The organism is Cupriavidus sp. 05L310 (assembly GCF_056398185.1).
The window spans coordinates 18,620-35,394 of sequence record NZ_JBFTOX010000080.1 but is presented as its reverse complement, the minus strand read 5'-3'; the positions used below and the strand labels follow the sequence as shown (position 1 = coordinate 35,394).

The 16,775-nt window shown below is 61.3% G+C and carries 16 protein-coding genes and 1 rRNA gene; 8 read left to right on the top strand and 9 right to left on the bottom strand.

The features are described 5' to 3' along the window. Nucleotides 1–85, top strand: a 5S ribosomal RNA gene (rrf, locus tag AC1DS6_RS38155); the annotation flags it as partial. Between the two features lie 226 nt (nt 86–311). Here rrf and AC1DS6_RS38150 read toward each other — a convergent pair. Continuing rightward, nucleotides 312–1,076 carry an IclR family transcriptional regulator gene (locus AC1DS6_RS38150; RefSeq protein ID WP_045242725.1) on the bottom strand — a complete coding sequence of 255 codons (765 nt, stop codon included), beginning with the start codon at nt 1,074–1,076 and terminating at the stop codon, nt 312–314. 178 nt (nt 1,077–1,254) lie between these two features. On the opposite strand from AC1DS6_RS38150, the gene AC1DS6_RS38145 reads away from it, so the two are divergent. The 4 genes from AC1DS6_RS38145 to AC1DS6_RS38130 all read left to right on the top strand — a co-directional run bounded on the left by AC1DS6_RS38145 (nt 1,255) and on the right by AC1DS6_RS38130 (nt 5,845). Next, nucleotides 1,255–1,389 carry a hypothetical protein gene (locus AC1DS6_RS38145; RefSeq protein ID WP_441631848.1) on the top strand — a complete coding sequence of 45 codons (135 nt, stop codon included), beginning with the start codon at nt 1,255–1,257 and terminating at the stop codon, nt 1,387–1,389. Between the two features lie 53 nt (nt 1,390–1,442). Beyond that, nucleotides 1,443–2,747, top strand: coding sequence for an MFS transporter (locus AC1DS6_RS38140; RefSeq protein ID WP_441631846.1), 1,305 nt, complete (start codon nt 1,443–1,445; stop codon nt 2,745–2,747). 81 nt (nt 2,748–2,828) lie between these two features. Further along, the gene (gene sauS / locus AC1DS6_RS38135) at nt 2,829–4,256 is read left to right on the top strand and encodes an acylating sulfoacetaldehyde dehydrogenase (protein ID WP_441631844.1); all 1,428 of its coding nucleotides are present in this window, start codon (nt 2,829–2,831) and stop codon (nt 4,254–4,256) included. Between the two features lie 68 nt (nt 4,257–4,324). Continuing rightward, complete coding sequence (locus AC1DS6_RS38130) at nt 4,325–5,845, top strand: AMP-binding protein (protein WP_441631843.1); 1,521 nt, start codon at nt 4,325–4,327, stop codon at nt 5,843–5,845. A 119-nt stretch (nt 5,846–5,964) separates the two neighbouring features. Here the strand turns inward: AC1DS6_RS38130 and cynS are convergent, their stop codons facing one another. Continuing rightward, nucleotides 5,965–6,435: a cyanase gene (gene cynS, locus AC1DS6_RS38125; protein ID WP_276285879.1), complete on the bottom strand. Its 471-nt coding sequence runs from the start codon at nt 6,433–6,435 to the stop codon at nt 5,965–5,967. Nucleotides 6,436–6,462: 27 nt separating this feature from the next. After that, on the bottom strand, nt 6,463–7,122 hold the full coding sequence (locus tag AC1DS6_RS38120; RefSeq protein ID WP_441631841.1) for a carbonic anhydrase: 660 nt from the start codon (nt 7,120–7,122) through the stop codon (nt 6,463–6,465). 117 nt (nt 7,123–7,239) lie between these two features. On the opposite strand from AC1DS6_RS38120, the gene cynR reads away from it, so the two are divergent. Then, complete coding sequence (gene cynR / locus AC1DS6_RS38115) at nt 7,240–8,139, top strand: transcriptional regulator CynR (RefSeq protein WP_441631839.1); 900 nt, start codon at nt 7,240–7,242, stop codon at nt 8,137–8,139. 450 nt (nt 8,140–8,589) lie between these two features. Further along, entirely contained in the window at nt 8,590–9,291 is a 702-nt protein-coding gene (locus tag AC1DS6_RS38110; RefSeq protein WP_441631837.1) for a hypothetical protein, read from the top strand. A 73-nt stretch (nt 9,292–9,364) separates the two neighbouring features. On the opposite strand, the gene cyoD is transcribed toward AC1DS6_RS38110, so the two are convergent. From cyoD to cyoA, 4 genes are all read right to left on the bottom strand, one after another. After that, nucleotides 9,365–9,739 carry a cytochrome o ubiquinol oxidase subunit IV gene (gene cyoD / locus AC1DS6_RS38105; RefSeq protein WP_045242733.1) on the bottom strand — a complete coding sequence of 125 codons (375 nt, stop codon included), beginning with the start codon at nt 9,737–9,739 and terminating at the stop codon, nt 9,365–9,367. Then, complete coding sequence (cyoC, locus tag AC1DS6_RS38100) at nt 9,736–10,338, bottom strand: cytochrome o ubiquinol oxidase subunit III (RefSeq protein WP_045242734.1); 603 nt, start codon at nt 10,336–10,338, stop codon at nt 9,736–9,738. Before cyoC ends, cyoD begins: the two co-directional genes overlap by 4 nt. 3 nt (nt 10,339–10,341) lie before the next feature. Then, the gene (gene cyoB / locus AC1DS6_RS38095; protein ID WP_441631834.1) at nt 10,342–12,318 is read right to left on the bottom strand and encodes a cytochrome o ubiquinol oxidase subunit I; all 1,977 of its coding nucleotides are present in this window, start codon (nt 12,316–12,318) and stop codon (nt 10,342–10,344) included. A 68-nt stretch (nt 12,319–12,386) separates the two neighbouring features. Beyond that, nucleotides 12,387–13,247, bottom strand: a complete 861-nt coding sequence (cyoA, locus tag AC1DS6_RS38090) for a ubiquinol oxidase subunit II (protein ID WP_441631852.1) — start codon at nt 13,245–13,247, stop codon at nt 12,387–12,389. A 315-nt stretch (nt 13,248–13,562) separates the two neighbouring features. Here cyoA and AC1DS6_RS38085 point away from each other — a divergent pair, with 315 nt between their 5' ends. Then, a complete protein-coding gene (locus AC1DS6_RS38085) occupies nt 13,563–14,966 on the top strand; it encodes an aminotransferase-like domain-containing protein (protein WP_477104459.1) in 1,404 nt (467 codons plus the stop codon). A 51-nt stretch (nt 14,967–15,017) separates the two neighbouring features. On the opposite strand, the gene AC1DS6_RS38080 is transcribed toward AC1DS6_RS38085, so the two are convergent. Continuing rightward, nucleotides 15,018–15,308 carry a hypothetical protein gene (locus AC1DS6_RS38080; protein ID WP_441631830.1) on the bottom strand — a complete coding sequence of 97 codons (291 nt, stop codon included), beginning with the start codon at nt 15,306–15,308 and terminating at the stop codon, nt 15,018–15,020. Between the two features lie 344 nt (nt 15,309–15,652). Further along, the gene (locus tag AC1DS6_RS38075) at nt 15,653–16,726 is read right to left on the bottom strand and encodes a type VI secretion system protein TssA (protein WP_441631828.1); all 1,074 of its coding nucleotides are present in this window, start codon (nt 16,724–16,726) and stop codon (nt 15,653–15,655) included. Nucleotides 16,727–16,775: the final 49 nt, after the last annotated feature.

Below are 16,775 nucleotides of genomic sequence, written 5' to 3'. Positions count from 1 at the left end.
CCCTTCCCATCCCGAACAGGACCGTGAAACGACTCCACGCCGATGATAGTGCGGATACCCGTGTGAAAGTAGGTAATCGCCAGGCTCTCCCTTGAAACCCCCCAGTACGAAAGTACTGGGGGGTTTTGCTTTTGCGGCTTCGTTTACGCTGATCGGTACACTTGTGCCCGATTCGTGATCACAGGCAAGAAATAGTGCCGGATACGCCGGGTATCGTTCGCATCGCGGATGGCTCGACCGCGTGTAGTTCAAATCCTTTCCGCCGCCAGCAGCGTGGCGGACCCCCCCTTGCCTGGCGCTGCGTCAGTTGGTCATGTCCGGAATGTCTCCGCCGTCTCTTCGGCGGCCTTGCGCAGATCGGGGACGAAGGCCAGCAGGTCGTCGAGCGTAAGCCGCCCGACCGGCGCCTGCACCGCGATCGCGGCGCAGGCACGATTGCGATCCAGCATGACCGGCACCGCAATCGCGATCAACCCCTGCAGATGCTCCTGGTCGTTGATGGCCAGCATGCGCTTGCGTGTCGTCGCAAGTTCCTTACGCAACGCTTCGCGATCGATGATGGTCCGCTCCGAATACGCGTGTAGCGGCAATGTATCGACCATGCGATCGCGTCTTTCCTTCGGCAGGAAGCTGAGCAGGACTTTGCCGCTTGCCGAGCAATGTAGCGGCACATGCGAGCCCGGCTGCAAGTGCATGCGCAACGGCCATTCAGTTTCGACCCGGTCGATGTACACCACGTCGTTCCCGGAGAGCATCGTCAGATTGCACGTCTCGCCGATCTTAGTCACCAGTTGTTCGAGCAGCGCGTGACGCGCCGCGGCCGGACCTGCGTGCATCAGGACGTTCACCGCCAGGGCGCGCACCCGCGGTGAGCACTCATAGAGCCGGTCGCCCGCACCCCGCGTGACCAGCCATGCGTCCATCAGTTGCACCAGTATGCGGTGCACCGTCTGTTTAGGTAAGCCGAGCGCCTCGACGAGTTCCGTCATGGCAAGCGGACGCCCGGCCTGCGCCAGCGTCTCTAGCACGCGAAAGGCGCGGACCGCCGCAGCATTCGATTGGTTGGATCTTGTCATGCTGGCTCCTGACAGCAGTACTTCCGCTTCCCCACATGCATCGACTTTATCGTTTTTCGGGACAGATTGGAGTCCCGAAATCTGCATTTTTCCACTCTGAAGCGTACGCAGCGAAGGATAGCGCGAAAAACGGGACATCCTGGCGCGATGGTTTGATTAGATTGGGTCGAAAGCAGTCGTGGACGCCATGGCTCTGGCTGCAAAAATTGACATCACGAAAAAGGAGGAAACAGGAAAAAGGAATCTGAAAAAAGACAAGAACGGCGTTGCAAGACTGGTGGTTTCAATTCCAGTGGTTCTTTGGAATGCGTGAAAGTCGGCATAGATTCGACCATTCATATAATTAATTAAAATGGTGAGAGAGACATGAAAAAAATATTCAAAGTCAGGCACATGATATTGGGGCTGATGTGTCTGATGTATTTCATCGCCTATATTGACCGTGTCAATATATCAATTATCGCCCCATTCCTCAAAGATGAGATGGCGCTTACGCCGACTCAACTGGGGCTCGTCTTTTCAGCCTTTGCCTATCCCTACGCCGCCATGCAGATACTGGGCGGCTGGTTCGCCGACAAGTATGGACCGAGGCTGGTGCTGACCATACTCACCAGCATTTGGGCGATTGCGACGATCCTTTGCGGCTTTTCCTGGGGCCTCGGATCGCTGATCATGTTCCGGATCCTGCTTGGCATCGGTGAAGGTGGCGCATTCCCGGCAGCAACGCGCTCCTTCACATACTGGATGCCGGCCACGGAACGCGGCTTCGCCCAGGGTATCACGCATAGCTTCGCGCGCCTGGGTGGCGCCGTTACTCCGCCGATTGTGCTGGTCATTGTCGCCGCCTACGGCTGGCGCGAATCGTTCGTGATTCTCGGTGTGGTCAGCCTGATCTGGACCTGTCTCTATGTCTGGCTGTTCCGCAATACGCCGCTGGAGCACAAATGGGTCCAACCCGCAGAGTTGAAGGAGATCGGCGTCAATTCACGCGAGTTGAAGAAGGCAGCAGCAGGAAAAACGCCATGGAAGCAGATGTTCAGGCGCATGTGGCTGGTGACGTTCGTGGACTTTTGCTACGGATGGTCGCTCTGGGTGTTCCTGACGTGGCTGCCCTCCTACCTGAAGGATGCGCGTGGATTTGACGTAAAGCAGCTGGCATTGTTCACGGCGCTGCCACTGCTTGCCGGCGTGGTTGGCGACACCCTCGGTGGCGTCATCTCAGACATCATCTACAAGAAGACCGGAAACCTCAAGCTGGCCCGGCGTGCATTGCTGTTCGTCGGGCTGGCCGGTTCCCTGGTATTTATCGTACCGGCGATCTATACCCAGAGCCCGCTGACGGCGGTGATGCTGCTCGCAGCATCTTTCTTCTTCCTTGAACTGACCAATGCCGTCTTGTGGAGCCTGCCGCTCGATATTGCCGGAAAGTTTGCGGGAACCGCTGGCGGAATGATGAACACAGGCTTCGGCGTGGCAGGAATGATCTCGCCCGCTTTGTTCGGTTTCCTGATCCAGAAAACGGGAAGCTATGAACTGCCATTCCTGATTTCGGCCGGATTCTTGGGGCTCGCGGCAATCTGTTCGTTGCGGATCGATCCGACAAACAAGATCGAGGATGAGCAGGAAGACGCGCTGTCGCTGGGTGGGTCCGGACTAGGGACTGCGCATTGAAATTTGCCTTTCCCTTGGCAGGGGAAGGCCCCGGTTTTGGCAGTGACAGCACCACGAATGACAAATGAACGGAGAGACAGAATGTCAATGGAAACGTGCGCGAACACCCATGCGTCGGCAGAGGGCGAAGTGATTTCCAAACTGATCAGGAAGGCAAGGGCGGCGCAGCGCAGCTACGAGCGCTATTCGCAGGCACAAGTGGACGAGGTGGTCACCGCGGCGGGATGGGCGATCGTGCATCCCGAGCATAATCGTATCCTGGCCGAGATGGCGGTGCGCGACACCGGGCTCGGCAACGTCCCCGACAAGATCCAGAAGAACTACCGAAAGACGTTGGGGCTGCTACGCGACCTGAAACATGCGAAGACAGTCGGCATCATCGCCGAGTATCCGGAGCGCGGACTGGTGGAGATTGCCCGTCCCGTCGGCGTGGTAGCCGCGATTACCCCTTCCACCAATCCGGCGGCGACACCCGCCAACAAGATCATCAATGCGCTGAAGGGGCGCAATGCGGTCATCGTCGCGCCCTCTCCAAAGGGACTTTCCACTTGCGCCGCCCTGGTGGCTTACATTCACGCGGAGCTGGATAAGCTCGGCGTGCCGCTGGACCTGGTCCAGTATCTGCCCGGACCGATTACCAAGCAGGCAACCCAGGAGCTGATGCGCCAGGCGGACCTGGTGGTCGCGACAGGCTCGCAGAACAATATCCGGTCCGCTTATGCGAGCGGATCGCCAGCATTCGGAGTCGGTGCGGGCAACGTTGCCTCGATCATCGATACCTCTGCAAGTCTTGGTGAAGCGGCGCAAATGATTGCCAGTTCGAAGACGTTCGACAATGCGACGAGCTGCTCGTCCGAAAACAGCGTGGTCATCCTCGACACGGTCTATGACGCGGCGCTGGCGGCGCTGACCGATGCCGGCGGCACGCTGCTGAACACGGAAGAGAAGTGCCGGTTGCAGGAGACGATGTGGCCGAGGGGAAAGCTGGATTCCGCCGTGACCGCGCAGTCCGCGCCCAGGATCGCGGCGCTGGCTGGCCTGGAGCGGCCGGGCGTGACGCAAGCGAAATTCCTGATGGTGGAGGAAGTTGGTGCCGGTCCGGAGTATCCATATTCGGGTGAAAAGCTCTCTCCCGTGCTGACCGTCTATCGCGCTCGCGACTTTGATCACGCTTGCGCGATAGTCAACGATATCTATGGCTATCTGGGGGCGGGCCATTCGGTGGGAATTCATACAGCGGATGATGACCATATCCTGCACCTGGGAAATGCGCTTCCAGTCTGCCGGGTCATCGTCAATCAGGCGCATTGCTTTGCGACCGGCGGCAGTTTCGAGAACGGTTTGCCATTCTCGCTTTCCATGGGATGCGGCACATGGGGTGGCAATAATTTCTCGGAAAATATGAACTACAGGAACTTCCTCAACATCACGCATATCGTGCGAAAGCTCAAGGAACAGGTTCCCTCCGAGGAAGAATTATTTGGTGAGTACCTGCGCAAGCACGGCTAATCGATCCGTTGCGAATCAGTCGTAAAGCCATATAAGTCTTTTACTGCTTGAACGTGAGGAATATAGACATGCTGCGCACCATTCGAGAATATGTCGACTTTCAGGCCGCCGAACGACCGGAAGCGATTTACCTGATTGCACCGGAACCTGACCTGAGCATGACGTTCGCCGGCTTGCGGAGTGCCTCTCGCGAGCTGGCACGCTTTCTTCTCGGCCAGGGTATTCGGAAGGGCGACACGGTGGCGATGCTGATGCACAACGGCTACCAGACCTGCCGCCTGTTCATTGGCGTCATGTATGGCGGGTTTTGCGCGACGCCGCTGAATCTGCTCGCGCACCCGTCGCAGCTCGAGTACGTGCTGAATCACAGCGACGCCAGGATCGTATTCGTCGCGCCCGACCAGCTGGAGCGTCTGAATGCTGCGCTGGCCAATGTGACGCGGGATATCCAGGTCGTGCTGTGCGATGTCGATGCGCGGGAATGCATCCCGGTGCCGGACGAGGAGGTGGAGCTGCCACCCGTGGGCGAAGAGGATGACGCACTGATGATGTACACGTCCGGCACGACCGGCAAGCCAAAGGGGGTCGTGCTGGCAAACCGGTCCATCGTGTCGGGTGGACAGTTCGTATCGGCAGCCCACGAACTCGCGGCCCAAGACAGGGTGCTGGCGGTTTTGCCCCTCTACCACATCAATGCCCAGATTGTGACCGCGACATCGCCGCTAATTCATGGCGGGAGCCTGGTTCTGCCGCATCGATTTCGGGTCTCCGGCTTCTGGGAGCTGGTGGCGCGGCATCGATGCACCTGGATCAATGTAGTGCCGACCATGATTTCCTACCTGTTGAATGGTGCGGGTCCGGCGCGGGATGGGCTGGATCTCAGCCGGGTCCGCTTCTGCCGTTCTGCTTCCGCTCCGCTGCCGCCCAGCCAGCATCGTGCCTTTGAAGACGCATTCAGGATCGGCGTGATCGAGACGATGGGGCTCACGGAAACCGCCGCGCCATGCTTTACCAATCCGCTAGAGCCTTCACAGCGCAAGATCGGCAGTCCTGGGCGGGCCTTTGGCAATGAGGTCACGATTGTCAATGCGGAGGGAAATGTGGTCGCTTCGGGTGAAGCGGGCGAGATCCTGGTGCGTGGCCCGAACGTCATGAAGGGCTATTACAAGAGTCCGGAAGAAACCGCCACGACGCTGACGGCGGATGGCTGGCTTCATACGGGAGATCTTGGATACCTGGACGCGGATGGATTTGTCTTCGTCACCGGCCGGATCAAGGAGCTCATCATCAAGGGGGGTGAGAACATTGCGCCTCGCGAGATAGACGAGGCATTGCTCAAGCATCCGGCTGTGCTGGAGGCCGCGGTGGTGGGCGTTCCGGACGAGCACTACGGCCAGGAGTTGATGGCGTGCATCGTGTTCAAACCTGGAGAGCGATGCACGGAGGACGAACTGAGATCGTTTTGCCGGAACGAACTGGGCGCTTACAAGACACCCAGGTCATTCCGCTTTGTCGACGAACTGCCCAAGGGACCGTCCGGCAAGGTGCAGCGGCTGAAACTCCTCGGCATGGAGGAGATCCCCGCGTAGCGCGCGTCCAGCCTCGGCCGTGCCGGACCGTGTGCAGTGCCCGGTTGGTGAGCTGGCGGGTTGGCGGATAGCGGCGGGCGGCGAAAGCCGCTCGCATGCGCCTGCCGTCCAATGGAGGCTCAGAAGGGCTTCGTGGGCAGATACTTCCCGTCGAGAGTGATCACGGCGCGGTGACCGCCGTCCGGGTCCTCGACCTTCTGGATGTCCAGCCTGAAGTTGATGGCGCTGATGATGCCGTCGCCGAACTTCTCGTGCACCAGGGCCTTGAGCGTCGAACCATAGATCTGCACGATTTCATAGAACCGGTAGATGGTCGGGTCGGTCGGCACGCCGCCCGGAATGCTGCCGCGCAGCGGGATGGTCTGCAGCAGGCGCGCGGCATCCTCACCCAGTTCGAGCTTGTCGGCAACCGAATTGGCGACGTGTTCAGGCAGCGGATGCTGGCCCAGGAGGGCGGCCGTCACATAGGCGAGGGTCAGGCCGGAGCCTTCGTTGAGATCTTCGAATGTAAGGTCCTTGCGCGTCTTGGCGTCGATGATGGCATCGGTCAGGGCCTGGCGGTTGGTCTGGCTGTATTGCGACTGGGGCATGAAAGACTCCTTGGGGGGAATATACGCTCAGGCAGCAATGCCGAGCCTGGTTGGGGTTGCGCAGACATGCGGATGGTCCGCAAGGGCGACGAAGTGGTTCGTGGTGCCGTCCAGGGCGGCGATCGAGCCGGTTTCGATGTCGTACACCCAGCCGTGAAGCTGCAGGCGCCCTTGCTCGAGCGCGAGGGCAACGGACGGATGGGTCTTGATGTTGGCGAGTTGCGCGATGACGTTCTCGCGCACCATCGAGTCGACACGCGCGCGCGGCGATGCGTGCTCGCGCGCCTCGTTGACGGACTTGGCGGCATCGCAGTGACGCAGCCAGCCGGCGACGGCCGGCATGTGATCCAGGCATTGGCAGGTGGCAATCGCGGTCATGGCGCCGCAATCCGAGTGGCCGCAGATCACCACGTCCGTGACGCCAAGCCCCGCGACCGCGTACTCGACGCTGGCGGAAACGCCGCCGGGCTGCGTGCCGTATGACGGCACCACGTTGCCGGCGTTGCGGATCACGAACAGGTCGCCAGGCTCGCGTTGGGTCAGCAGTTCGGGTACGACCCGGCTGTCGGAGCAGGCGATGAACAGCGTGCGCGGATTCTGGCTCGTGGCCAGGCGCTTGAAGAGTTCGGAGCGTTTCGGGAACTCTTCGCGCTGGAACTTCAGGAATCCGTCAATGAGGTCTTGCATCGCTTTGCTCCATCGTTGTGGGTGGTGAACCGATGGGAGAATCATGGACGAATTTTTCTATAGGGTCCAAGACCGGTTTATTATGCTTTCCATAGAAAACACCAATAGTTAAATCCCATGCTGCTGCGTCATATCCGTTACTTCCTTGCCGTGGCCGACAGCGGCAACTTCACGCGAGCCGCCGAACTGCTGCACGTTTCCCAGCCGACGTTGTCGCAGCAGATCAGGCAGCTTGAGGAAACCCTGGGCGTGCAACTCTTCGACCGGTCCGGACGCAGCATCAGGACCACGGATGCCGGCCAGGCGTACCTGCTCTATGCGCGCCGAGCGCTGCAGGACCTGGAAGCTGGGTCGCGGGCTATCCACGATGTGCGCGACCTGACGCGCGGCACCTTGCGCCTGGCGATGACGCCCACCTTCGCGCCCTATCTGGTCGGCCCGCTGGTCATGGGATTCAACGAGAAGTATCCCGGCGTCACGCTGCGCTTGCTGGAAATACCACAGGAGCAGATCGAGCAACTGCTGGCCGCCGACAACCTGGATGTCGGGATCGCCTTCGAGGACGTGCATCTGCCGGACATCGAAGCGCAGACCTTGATGCAGGAGCGGCTCGCACTGGTGGTGGGCACGACGCACCGCTTTGCCAGACGGCGAGCGGCGCTGACACTGAAGGAACTGGAGGGTGAGCCGATGGCGTTGCTCACCATGGAGTTTGCAACGCGCCGCTATATCGATCGCTACTTTGGCGGGCAGGGTGTTCCCCCGCGAATCGCATTTGAGGCGAACTCTGTCAACGCCGTGATCGAGGCAGTGCGCCGAGGCCGGTTGATGACGGTGTTGCCCGCTGCCATCGTTGAAGACAACAGCGAGCTTTGCAGGCTCAAGGTGGAGCCGCCGCTGCCGCCCCGGGGAGCCGCATTGCTCCAGCGCAAGGGCGCATACCGGACCGCGGCCGCGCGGGCCTTTTCCGACTTTGCACAAGTCGCATGCGGCGCCGGCGGGCGCAACCTGCGTTGATCTGTCCGAGCTATCTCTCCAACGAAATTCAGATTCAGGACACTGGCGAGCCCGGCCTTCGAGACATCGGATGAAGGCTGGGCACTCCCTGCCCATGGCCATCGCCTTTCGTGGCTGTCCGCCATCAGGCATTGTTCATTCCGGTTCCGGCACAGCTGATCGCAAGGGCTCGGCGTTCGTCAAAATAGCACGCAAGACGCTGCGTCTGCTCCGCAGTAAATAGCGGTCTTCTGCTCCTGTTTTTCCTTGCTGCGCTGCGGCAACATCTCTCTAAGCCAATGCCGTCGGTTGACCCGGCGACTCCCGGACCCACCGGGACAAAGACATTGCGCGACATTCGAAGAATCCGTTCCATGCGCGGTTCGCGCGGCCACGCGCTCGCGCCCATTCCTGTGGCCGCCGCGCGTGTCCTTAGCGCGCATCGTCGGCGCCAGAGAAACTGTCTCACTCATGACGTATCAGCTATTTTCACTGGACGGGTGTCCGGCCTGTGCCGCGCTTGAGCTATTCGTGCGGGACGCCGGTCTCGCCTATGACCGCATCGTGCTGGCGTCACCACGCCATGCCGCCGACGTGCTGGTTCTGCTTTCCGGATCCGATCCGCGTTGCCCGGCCTTGAGCCTTGGCGAGAAGACAGCAACTGGCCTCGCGGCTTGCCTGGAGCTTCTCGGTCAGCGCCACGCCGAAGGCGGATCGCTTGCAAATCTGGCATTTCATGGAACTGGCAATGCACTGGTTGACGGCGTGCTTAGCGGCCGTGTGCTGATGGCCAGAAACGAGCGGGCGTTCTCGCTTGCGCTTGGCGCGTTGCATGACGCTATCCGGGATTGGACCTCCGCCATGCCGGACGCACTGCGCCGCGCCGGCCTGTTCGTGCCGTATCTGGACCTGAGGATCGCGAATGGACTGTCTGGCGGGAAGGTCAGGCTTGCAGGTGTGTTCGGCGCTGACGAAAGCGTGCTGGAGGCAATGGTCTATCGCTTGCCGGCCGGATTTGAAGTCGCTTACCTGGACCGGATAAGGCGAGGGCGGAGCTGGGTCTATTGGGAGGGAGGCGACAGCATGCTCGGGGACCGGGCGGCGCGCTTGCACAATTCCCGTAACTGGTCCGCCGCCCTGAGCAAAGCGGCGGCCGGCAGTCTGTTTATCTAGAGGGTCATTTGTCCGTTGGGACGCGCGCGGCGCGTGGCCGGATCGCGGGAGAAGCGATCCGGCCACGGACCCGCTAGTCGCGCAGGCGCGCCCGTTCCGGCGACATATCCATCGGCATCATGTTGACGTTGGCGTTGTGCATGACCCACAACGATCCCGCGACGATGATGGCGATAAGCGCCCCGGTGCAGATGAAGATCGCCGTGTTCTGGCGCTGGTCGGCAGACGTGCCGATGTGCAGGAAGAAAACCAGCTGCACCACCAGCTGGGCGATGCAGAGCACCACGATGGCGGCGAGGCCCATGCCTTTGGGCACGAGCCCTTCCATCACCGCGCCGAACGACGCCAGGGTGAGCACCAGCGACAGCGCAAAGCCGATCACATAGCCTTTCATGCTGCCGTGCGCCGCGTGAGCCGCGGATCCGGTGGGGAGGTGGGCGGTCTTCATACAAACTCTCGCAGGTAGACAAAGGTAAACACGCAGATCCAGATCAGGTCCAGGAAGTGCCAGAACAGGCTGAGGCAGGCCAGCCGGCGCCGGGTCACGCCATCCAGACCGAAGCATTTGACCTGGTGCATCATGACCAGGATCCACAGCAGGCCGCAGGTCACATGCAGGCCGTGGGTACCCACCAGGGAAAAGTAGGAAGACAGGAACGCGCTGACGCCCGGCCCCGCGCCGGCATGAAGCAGCTCGGCGAACTCGTACAGCTCCATGGCGATGAAGGCCGCGCCGAGCAGGAACGTGACGCCCAGCCACTGGATGACCTGACGCTCCCGCCCGGCCTGCATGTTCAGCATGGCCACGCCGAAGGTGAAGCTGCTGACCAGCAGCAGCATCGTTTCCCCGAGCACGAACGGCAGCTCGAACAGGTCCCTGCCGCTCGGGCCGCCGGCCGTGTTGCCGGCGAGTACCCCGAAGGTAGCGAACAGCACTGCGAAGATCAGGCAGTCGCTCATCAGGTAGATCCAGAACCCTAGCGTGGTCTTCGTTCCGTCGTCGTGCCCGACATGTTCGTGCGCGTTGTGAATGACTGTGTAGCTCATGGGTCAAGCCGCCTTGCGTAGCTGCGCATAGCGCGAGTTTTCGATGCGTTCGACTTCGGCCGCGGGGACGTAGTAGTCCACGTCGCGGTCGTAGGTCCGTGCGATGAAGGTGCCGATGATGCCCAGCAGGCCAAGGCCCGCGAGCGCCCACATATGCCATACAAGGGCGAAGCAGAGCACCAGGCCGAACGCCGAGACGATCACGCCCGCGCTGGTATTCCTGGGCATATGGATGTCTTCATAGTGGCCTGGCCGGACATAGGCACGGCCCGCTTCCTTGTCGTCCCAGTGCTGCTCCAGCGAGGTGATGTGCGGCACATGGGCAAAGTTGTAGAAGGGCGCGGGCGAGGCGGTGGCCCACTCCAGGCTGCGGCCATCCCAGGGATCGCCGGTGAGATCGCGGTTGTTCTTGCGGTCGCGCACGCTGACGGCCAGTTGGACAAGCAGGGCGACGATGCCGGCGCCGATGATGACGGCACCGCATAGCGCGACGATCAGGTAAGGCTGCCAGTCCGCGTGCGTGTAGTGATTCATGCGGCGGGTCATGCCCTTGAAGCCGAGCACGTAGAGCGGCATGAAGGCCAGGTAGAAACCAACCAGCCAGCACCAGAACGAGATCTTGCCCCAGCGCTCGTTCAGGGTGAAGCCGAACACCTTGGGGAACCAGAAGCTCATCGCGGCCAGGCAGCCGAAGATCACGCCGCCGATAATCACGTTGTGGAAGTGAGCGACCAGGAACAGGCTGTTATGCAGCACGAAATCGGCGCCGGGCACAGCCAGCAGCACACCCGTCATGCCGCCGACGGCAAAGGTGACCATGAAGCCGATTGTCCACAGCGTCGATGAGTGGTAGCGGATGCGGCCGCGGTACATCGTGAACAGCCAGTTGAACAGCTTCACCCCGGTCGGGATCGAGATGATGGACGTCATGATCCCGAAGAAGGCATTGACGTTGGCGCCTGAGCCCATTGTGAAGAAGTGATGCAGCCAGACGAAGAACGACAGGATGCCGATCGACGAGGTGGCGTACACCATCGACTTGTAGCCAAACAGCGGTTTGCCGGAGAAGGTCGAGATGATCTCGGAGAAGGCCCCGAAGCACGGCAGGATCAGGATGTAGACCTCGGGGTGTCCCCAGATCCAGATCAGGTTGACGTACATCATGGCGTTGCCGCCAAGCTCATTGGTGAAGAAATGCATGCCCAGGTACCGGTCGGCGGTGAGCAGGGCGAGCGTGGCGGTCAGGACGGGGAAAACGGCAACGATCAGGATGTTGGTGATCAGCGCGGTCCAGGTGAACACCGGCATCTTCATCAGGGTCAGGCCCGGCGCACGCATGCGCAGGATGGTGACGATGAAGTTGATGCCGGTGAGCGTTGTCCCCAATCCCGATATCTGCAATGACCATATGTAGTAGTCGACCCCCACCGTTGGGCTGTATCCCAGCCCGGATAACGGCGGATAGGCGACCCAGCCGGTGGCGGCAAAGTCGCCGACGAACATCGACAGCATGACCAGCACCGCGCCCACCGCCGAGAGCCAGAAGCTGAGCGAGTTGACGAACGGATAGGCCACGTCGCGGGCGCCGATCTGCAGCGGCACGATGACATTCATCAGGCCGAGGATGAACGGCGTCGCCACGAAGAAGATCATGATCACGCCATGCGCGGTGAAGATCTGGTCGTAGTGATGCGGAGGCAGGTAGCCGGCCGCATCGCCCACGGCGATCGCCTGCTGCACGCGCATCATGATGGCGTCGGCGAAGCCGCGCAGCAGCATGACCAGCGCCATGATGATGTACATCACGCCGATGCGCTTGTGGTCGACCGAGCAGATCCACTCGGTCCACAGGTACTTCCATTTGCCGAAATAGGTAACGGCGCCGATCAGCGCGGCACCGAGCAGGAGGACGGCGACCAGCGTACCCATGATGATGGGTTCATGGTACGGGATCGCATCGATGTTTAATTTTCCGAACATGGATCAGTGCTCCGTGGCCGCGGCGTGGTTGTGTTGCATGTGTTGCGTAGGTTGCGGATTCATTGGCTTCATGGGTTGGCGGCCAGCGGGGGGCTTTGGGCTGTGCAGACTTCTCCGCGCACATCGCCACGCGCATCGCCATGCATGTATTTGTTGACGATGCCCTGGAACAGGTCTGGCGCGACGCTCGCGTAGGTGGTCACCGGCGTTTTGGTGCTCGGGAGCTCCAGCGTGCGGTAGGCCTTCTCGTCCAGTACCAGCGGCGATTTCCTGGCTTGCTGGACCCAGGCGTCGAACTCTTCGCGCGAGGTGGCCACAGTGTCGAAATGCATGTCGGAGAATCCGGGGCCGCTGTAGGCCGCGGATAGCCCCGCGTAGATGCCGGGCGTGTCGGCGATCAGGTGGAGCTTGGTTTCCATGCCGGCCATGGCGTAGACCTGGCTGCCGAGCTGTGGGATGAACAGGGAGTTCATCATCGATTCCGCGGTGATCTTGAAATTGATCGGCGTATGGACCGGGATCGGCAAGCGGTTGACCGAGGCGATGCCGTAATCCGGGTAGATGAACAGCCATTTCCAGTTCAGGGCCACGGCCTCGACGCGCACGGGCTTGACCGTCGACTCCAGCGGCCGGTAAGGATCGAGCGAATGGGTGGTGCGCCAGATAAGAACCGCCAGGGCGGCCACGATCACGCACGGAATGGTCCAGATGACCACCTCGATGCTGGTGGAGTGGGCCCACTTGGGCGCATAGGTTGCTTTGGTATTGGACGCGCGATAGCGCCAGCCGAAATAGAGCGTCAGGAAAATGACGGGAATGACGACCAGCAGCATCAGGAACAGCGACACCAGGATCAGGGTCTTTTCCTGGTGCCCGATGTCGCCCTTCGGCGATAGCAGCTCTAGCTGGCAGCCGCTGAGCAGGAACATGGCTCCGGCACCCAGGAGCAGCCCCGCGCAGCGCAGCGAGCCCTTGCCTGTGTTGTTCAGCCTGTGCCTGTTGTTGGAATCGCGCCGGACAGCATGGCTTGCGCCGGCCAATAAGTTACGCATAAGACATACCTTGGTTATGCATCACATAACCGGCGCACGCGTCGAGACCGCCTGCCACAGCACGCTGGAAACCATTGCGAGAAAGGGAAATCCGCCCGGACGGCGGGAAACGCATACAAAGCGTTAAATGTATGGATTTGTGTGATGCTGCGGCGCATGATAATGTAAGACAAAGGCCATACATCAAGGAAAATGCGTCAAACGGAATCCATACAAGGCGAAGTGGCCGGACCTGACTGGTCGACCGCCTTCGTGCGCGGCGAGGGTGCGCGCTACCAGCAGATCGTTGGCTTCATAGAGCGCGCGGTGGGGGAAGGGCAGTTGAACCCGGGGGACCGCCTGCCGCCGCAACGCACCCTGGCCGGGCAGCTCGGGGTGGATCTCACCACGGTGACGCGGGCCTTCACCGAGGCCAAGCGGCGCAACCTGATCGAGGCGCGCGGGGCGCTGGGCACGTTCGTCGCCGCGCCGAAGGTCGAACTGGCGCAGATGGTCGACCTGAGCATGAACGTGCCGCCGCCCCCTGCCGGCGTGGACTTCCATGACATGTTGCAGCGCGGCTTGTCGCAGGTGTTGTTGCGGTCCGATGCGCACCTGCTGATGACCTACCAGCTCGGTGGCGGCAGCAAAGCGGACCGGGCCGCCGGTGCCATGTGGCTGAAGCCGATGCTGGAACCGGTCAGCCCGCAACAACTGATTGCCTGCCCCGGCGCCCAGGCCGCGCTGGCGGCGCTGATCCTCACGCTCACGCAGCCCGGCGAGGCGATCATCGCGGAGCCGCTGATCTATCCGGGTTTGCGCGCGGCGGCCGAACAGCTCGGGAGGCGCGTAGTGACCGTGGCCTCCGATGACGAAGGAATGCGGCCCGATGCGCTGGAGCAAGCATGCCGCGAGCATGGCGCGCGCGCGATCTACCTGAACCCGACCATCCAGAATCCGACCGCGCGGACCATGCCCGGGCATCGCCGCCGCGATCTCGCGCTGGCTGCGCAAAAGTGCGGCGCCTGGATCATCGAAGACGATCCTTACTGGCTGCTCGGCAGCAATGCACCGCCGCCTGTGGCCCACTTTGCGCCGGGCCAGGTCTACTACGTCTCCACGCTATCGAAATGCCTGAGTCCGGGACTGCGGACCGCCTACATCCGCTTGCCCGATGCGCGCAGCCGGGCGGGCGTGCTGGCCGCGCTGCGCTCCTTTGCGCTGATGTCGACGCCATTGTCGACCGCGCTGGCCACACAGTGGATTCATGAAGGCTCCGCAGCCCAGCTGCTGGCCGGGATCCGCGCGGAAGCGTTCGCGCGGCGGGAGCTTGCACGGCAGTTGCTGTCGAGCGTGGACCAGGCGCCGCCCAGCGGCATACATGTCTGGCATCAGTTGCCGAGTTACTGGACGTCCCAGGCGCTGACGCAGGCCGCGCGGGCTGAGGATTTGCGGGTCACCGCCTCTGAAGCGTTTTATTCCGGGTCCATGCCGCCCAACGCGATCCGTATCTCGCTGGGCGGTGTCGAAGCGCGCTCTCACCTCGCGGCTGCATTGAAAAAACTGGCCGAGTTATTGGTGCGCAAGCCGCAGATGTCCGGGGAGATCGTGGTTTAATCAAAAAAGCCGCCCGCGGGCGGCTTTCTTACATACAAGAATTGCGCGGCATTACGGCTTGGGTATGTTCGGAAAGAGCCGATCGATCAAAACCTGCGCGTCCCCTACGGTAACGATGGCCAAGGCACTGGCCAGCTCTTCTTCCGGCCAGCGGAATTTCTCTACATAGATCGCTACTGCCGTCACAATCGCCGCCTTCACCATAGGCTCCAGCGGATGCCTGGCCGGATGATTGAAACAGCTTTGATTGGCGACCCAGCGCCCGCAGCCGTGATCCGCAATTTCCAGCGCGCGGCTAACGAAGCCTTCGTCTTTGATTCCTCGGTCCAATTTGATCTCCATGCCCCTGTTGGGGAGAAATAGGCTGCAAAGGCGAATTCACCAATTTAAAGGCGCGCTTCCCGTGCCTTTTGCCTCTGCCTGGCTGACTGCCAATTGTGGTGATAGCGATCAATAAGGCAGTCTGCCGTGATTAATAGCATGGAGGCCTATTCGATAGATATAGGACAAGTATGAATCTACGCGGAAACTGCTTAAAAAGCGCGGTGCAGCTAATAAGAATAAGCGCTTTTTGGCTGATCTCCTCCGATGGCATTTTGCTCAACGGAAAATTCCGTCGAAGCAGACGTTGGCTTGATCCGTCCGCAGCCGTTCTGTCACATGGCGGAACGTGTATGGGCGTCGGCTCACGAAGCGTCCTGCGCCCAGCGTTCCACCAAATCAGCGGGAATCGCCTGAAATACTTCATCGAAGCGCTTGCCTGTCAGCCGTTCGGCTTGCTTGAGTAGCAGCGCCACGGGGCTGCTCGGTTCATGGTGCTCGAACCATAGTCGCGCTGCGCGAATGCCGGAGAGGGCGGCACCTCGATCGACTGGGAAGTCGGCCGATCTGGGGGCGGTCGTGGTGACTTCCGCGATAGCGGCAGTACCGTTGCCATTCCACACGTCGGCTACGCTTTCCGGGTGCAATTCAGCGGACGGCATGGCGTTGGGCTCGGCCACGGCCGGGGCAATCGCGGGTTCGGCAGTGTTTGCCACCGTGCCCAGCAGTTTCAATAGCGGCTGCAGATCAGGCCGTTCGTCCGGGAGGTTGTCGCTGGCCCAGGCGTCAATGGCCGATGCGATTCCCGCGGCCTCCTCGAGCGCCACCAGGGTAGCGCTGTGCGCCACGCGCATATCCTTCAGCTGCTGGCGCACCGATTCCGATGGCAGGGCATCGGGCGTTCGTGGCACGGCGAGCGAACGCTCCACGTCCCGAATCTGTAGCCGCAGCGCGCCGTTGGCCATGATCGGCAGATCCCGCACGTCTTGCATTAACCCTGCCGGATCGGCGAGCGCAGCTAGCGCATTGGCGCGCAAGGCGAGATCGGCCTCACCCTCGACCACGCGTTGTGGATGGATTGCGTCAGGCCATTTCGTCAGCAGTTGCGCCAACAGTGCCAGGCCATCCCGCAGGCCTGCAGCGTGATCCATCCGGGCCCGGCAGCGCAGCAACAGCACCAGGATGCGAATATCACGCGTGCGCAGCAGCAGGCGCCGGCAGTCACGCTCCAGCTCCGTCCAGCTAACCGCCTCCGGCGCACTGACAAAGTCCCCGTATTGGGCGTCCGGTTTCGGCGCCGCCTTGGCCAGGAGCACAACGAACTCAGGGTCATACTCCAGATCGTCCCCGCAAGGTTTCTCTTTGGTGATGGCTTCCATCAGCTCCGGAAAGCGAGTGGACGTGTTGGCCGAAGGCGTGATCTTGGATTTGGCAGTCATCTCAGTGCAGTGGGTGGATGGTAGCGATTTGCGTGCCATAGCCGGATGT

What these genes read in the sequence shown, in the direction of transcription:
- sauS (WP_441631844.1), top strand. Translation starts at nt 2,829, where the DNA reads ATGTCAATGGAAACGTGCGCGAACACCCATGCGTCGGCAGAGGGCGAA.
- AC1DS6_RS38075 (WP_441631828.1), bottom strand. Translation starts at nt 16,726, where the DNA reads ATGACTGCCAAATCCAAGATCACGCCTTCGGCCAACACGTCCACTCGC.
- cyoC (WP_045242734.1), bottom strand. Translation starts at nt 10,338, where the DNA reads ATGAGCTACACAGTCATTCACAACGCGCACGAACATGTCGGGCACGAC.
- AC1DS6_RS38130 (WP_441631843.1), top strand. Translation starts at nt 4,325, where the DNA reads ATGCTGCGCACCATTCGAGAATATGTCGACTTTCAGGCCGCCGAACGA.
- AC1DS6_RS38085 (WP_477104459.1), top strand. Translation starts at nt 13,563, where the DNA reads ATGCGTCAAACGGAATCCATACAAGGCGAAGTGGCCGGACCTGACTGG.
- AC1DS6_RS38120 (WP_441631841.1), bottom strand. Translation starts at nt 7,122, where the DNA reads ATGCAAGACCTCATTGACGGATTCCTGAAGTTCCAGCGCGAAGAGTTC.
- AC1DS6_RS38110 (WP_441631837.1), top strand. Translation starts at nt 8,590, where the DNA reads ATGACGTATCAGCTATTTTCACTGGACGGGTGTCCGGCCTGTGCCGCG.
- cyoB (WP_441631834.1), bottom strand. Translation starts at nt 12,318, where the DNA reads ATGTTCGGAAAATTAAACATCGATGCGATCCCGTACCATGAACCCATC.
- cyoA (WP_441631852.1), bottom strand. Translation starts at nt 13,247, where the DNA reads ATGTTCCTGCTCAGCGGCTGCCAGCTAGAGCTGCTATCGCCGAAGGGC.
- cynS (WP_276285879.1), bottom strand. Translation starts at nt 6,435, where the DNA reads ATGCCCCAGTCGCAATACAGCCAGACCAACCGCCAGGCCCTGACCGAT.
- cyoD (WP_045242733.1), bottom strand. Translation starts at nt 9,739, where the DNA reads ATGAAGACCGCCCACCTCCCCACCGGATCCGCGGCTCACGCGGCGCAC.
- AC1DS6_RS38140 (WP_441631846.1), top strand. Translation starts at nt 1,443, where the DNA reads ATGAAAAAAATATTCAAAGTCAGGCACATGATATTGGGGCTGATGTGT.
- AC1DS6_RS38080 (WP_441631830.1), bottom strand. Translation starts at nt 15,308, where the DNA reads ATGGAGATCAAATTGGACCGAGGAATCAAAGACGAAGGCTTCGTTAGC.
- cynR (WP_441631839.1), top strand. Translation starts at nt 7,240, where the DNA reads ATGCTGCTGCGTCATATCCGTTACTTCCTTGCCGTGGCCGACAGCGGC.
- AC1DS6_RS38150 (WP_045242725.1), bottom strand. Translation starts at nt 1,076, where the DNA reads ATGACAAGATCCAACCAATCGAATGCTGCGGCGGTCCGCGCCTTTCGC.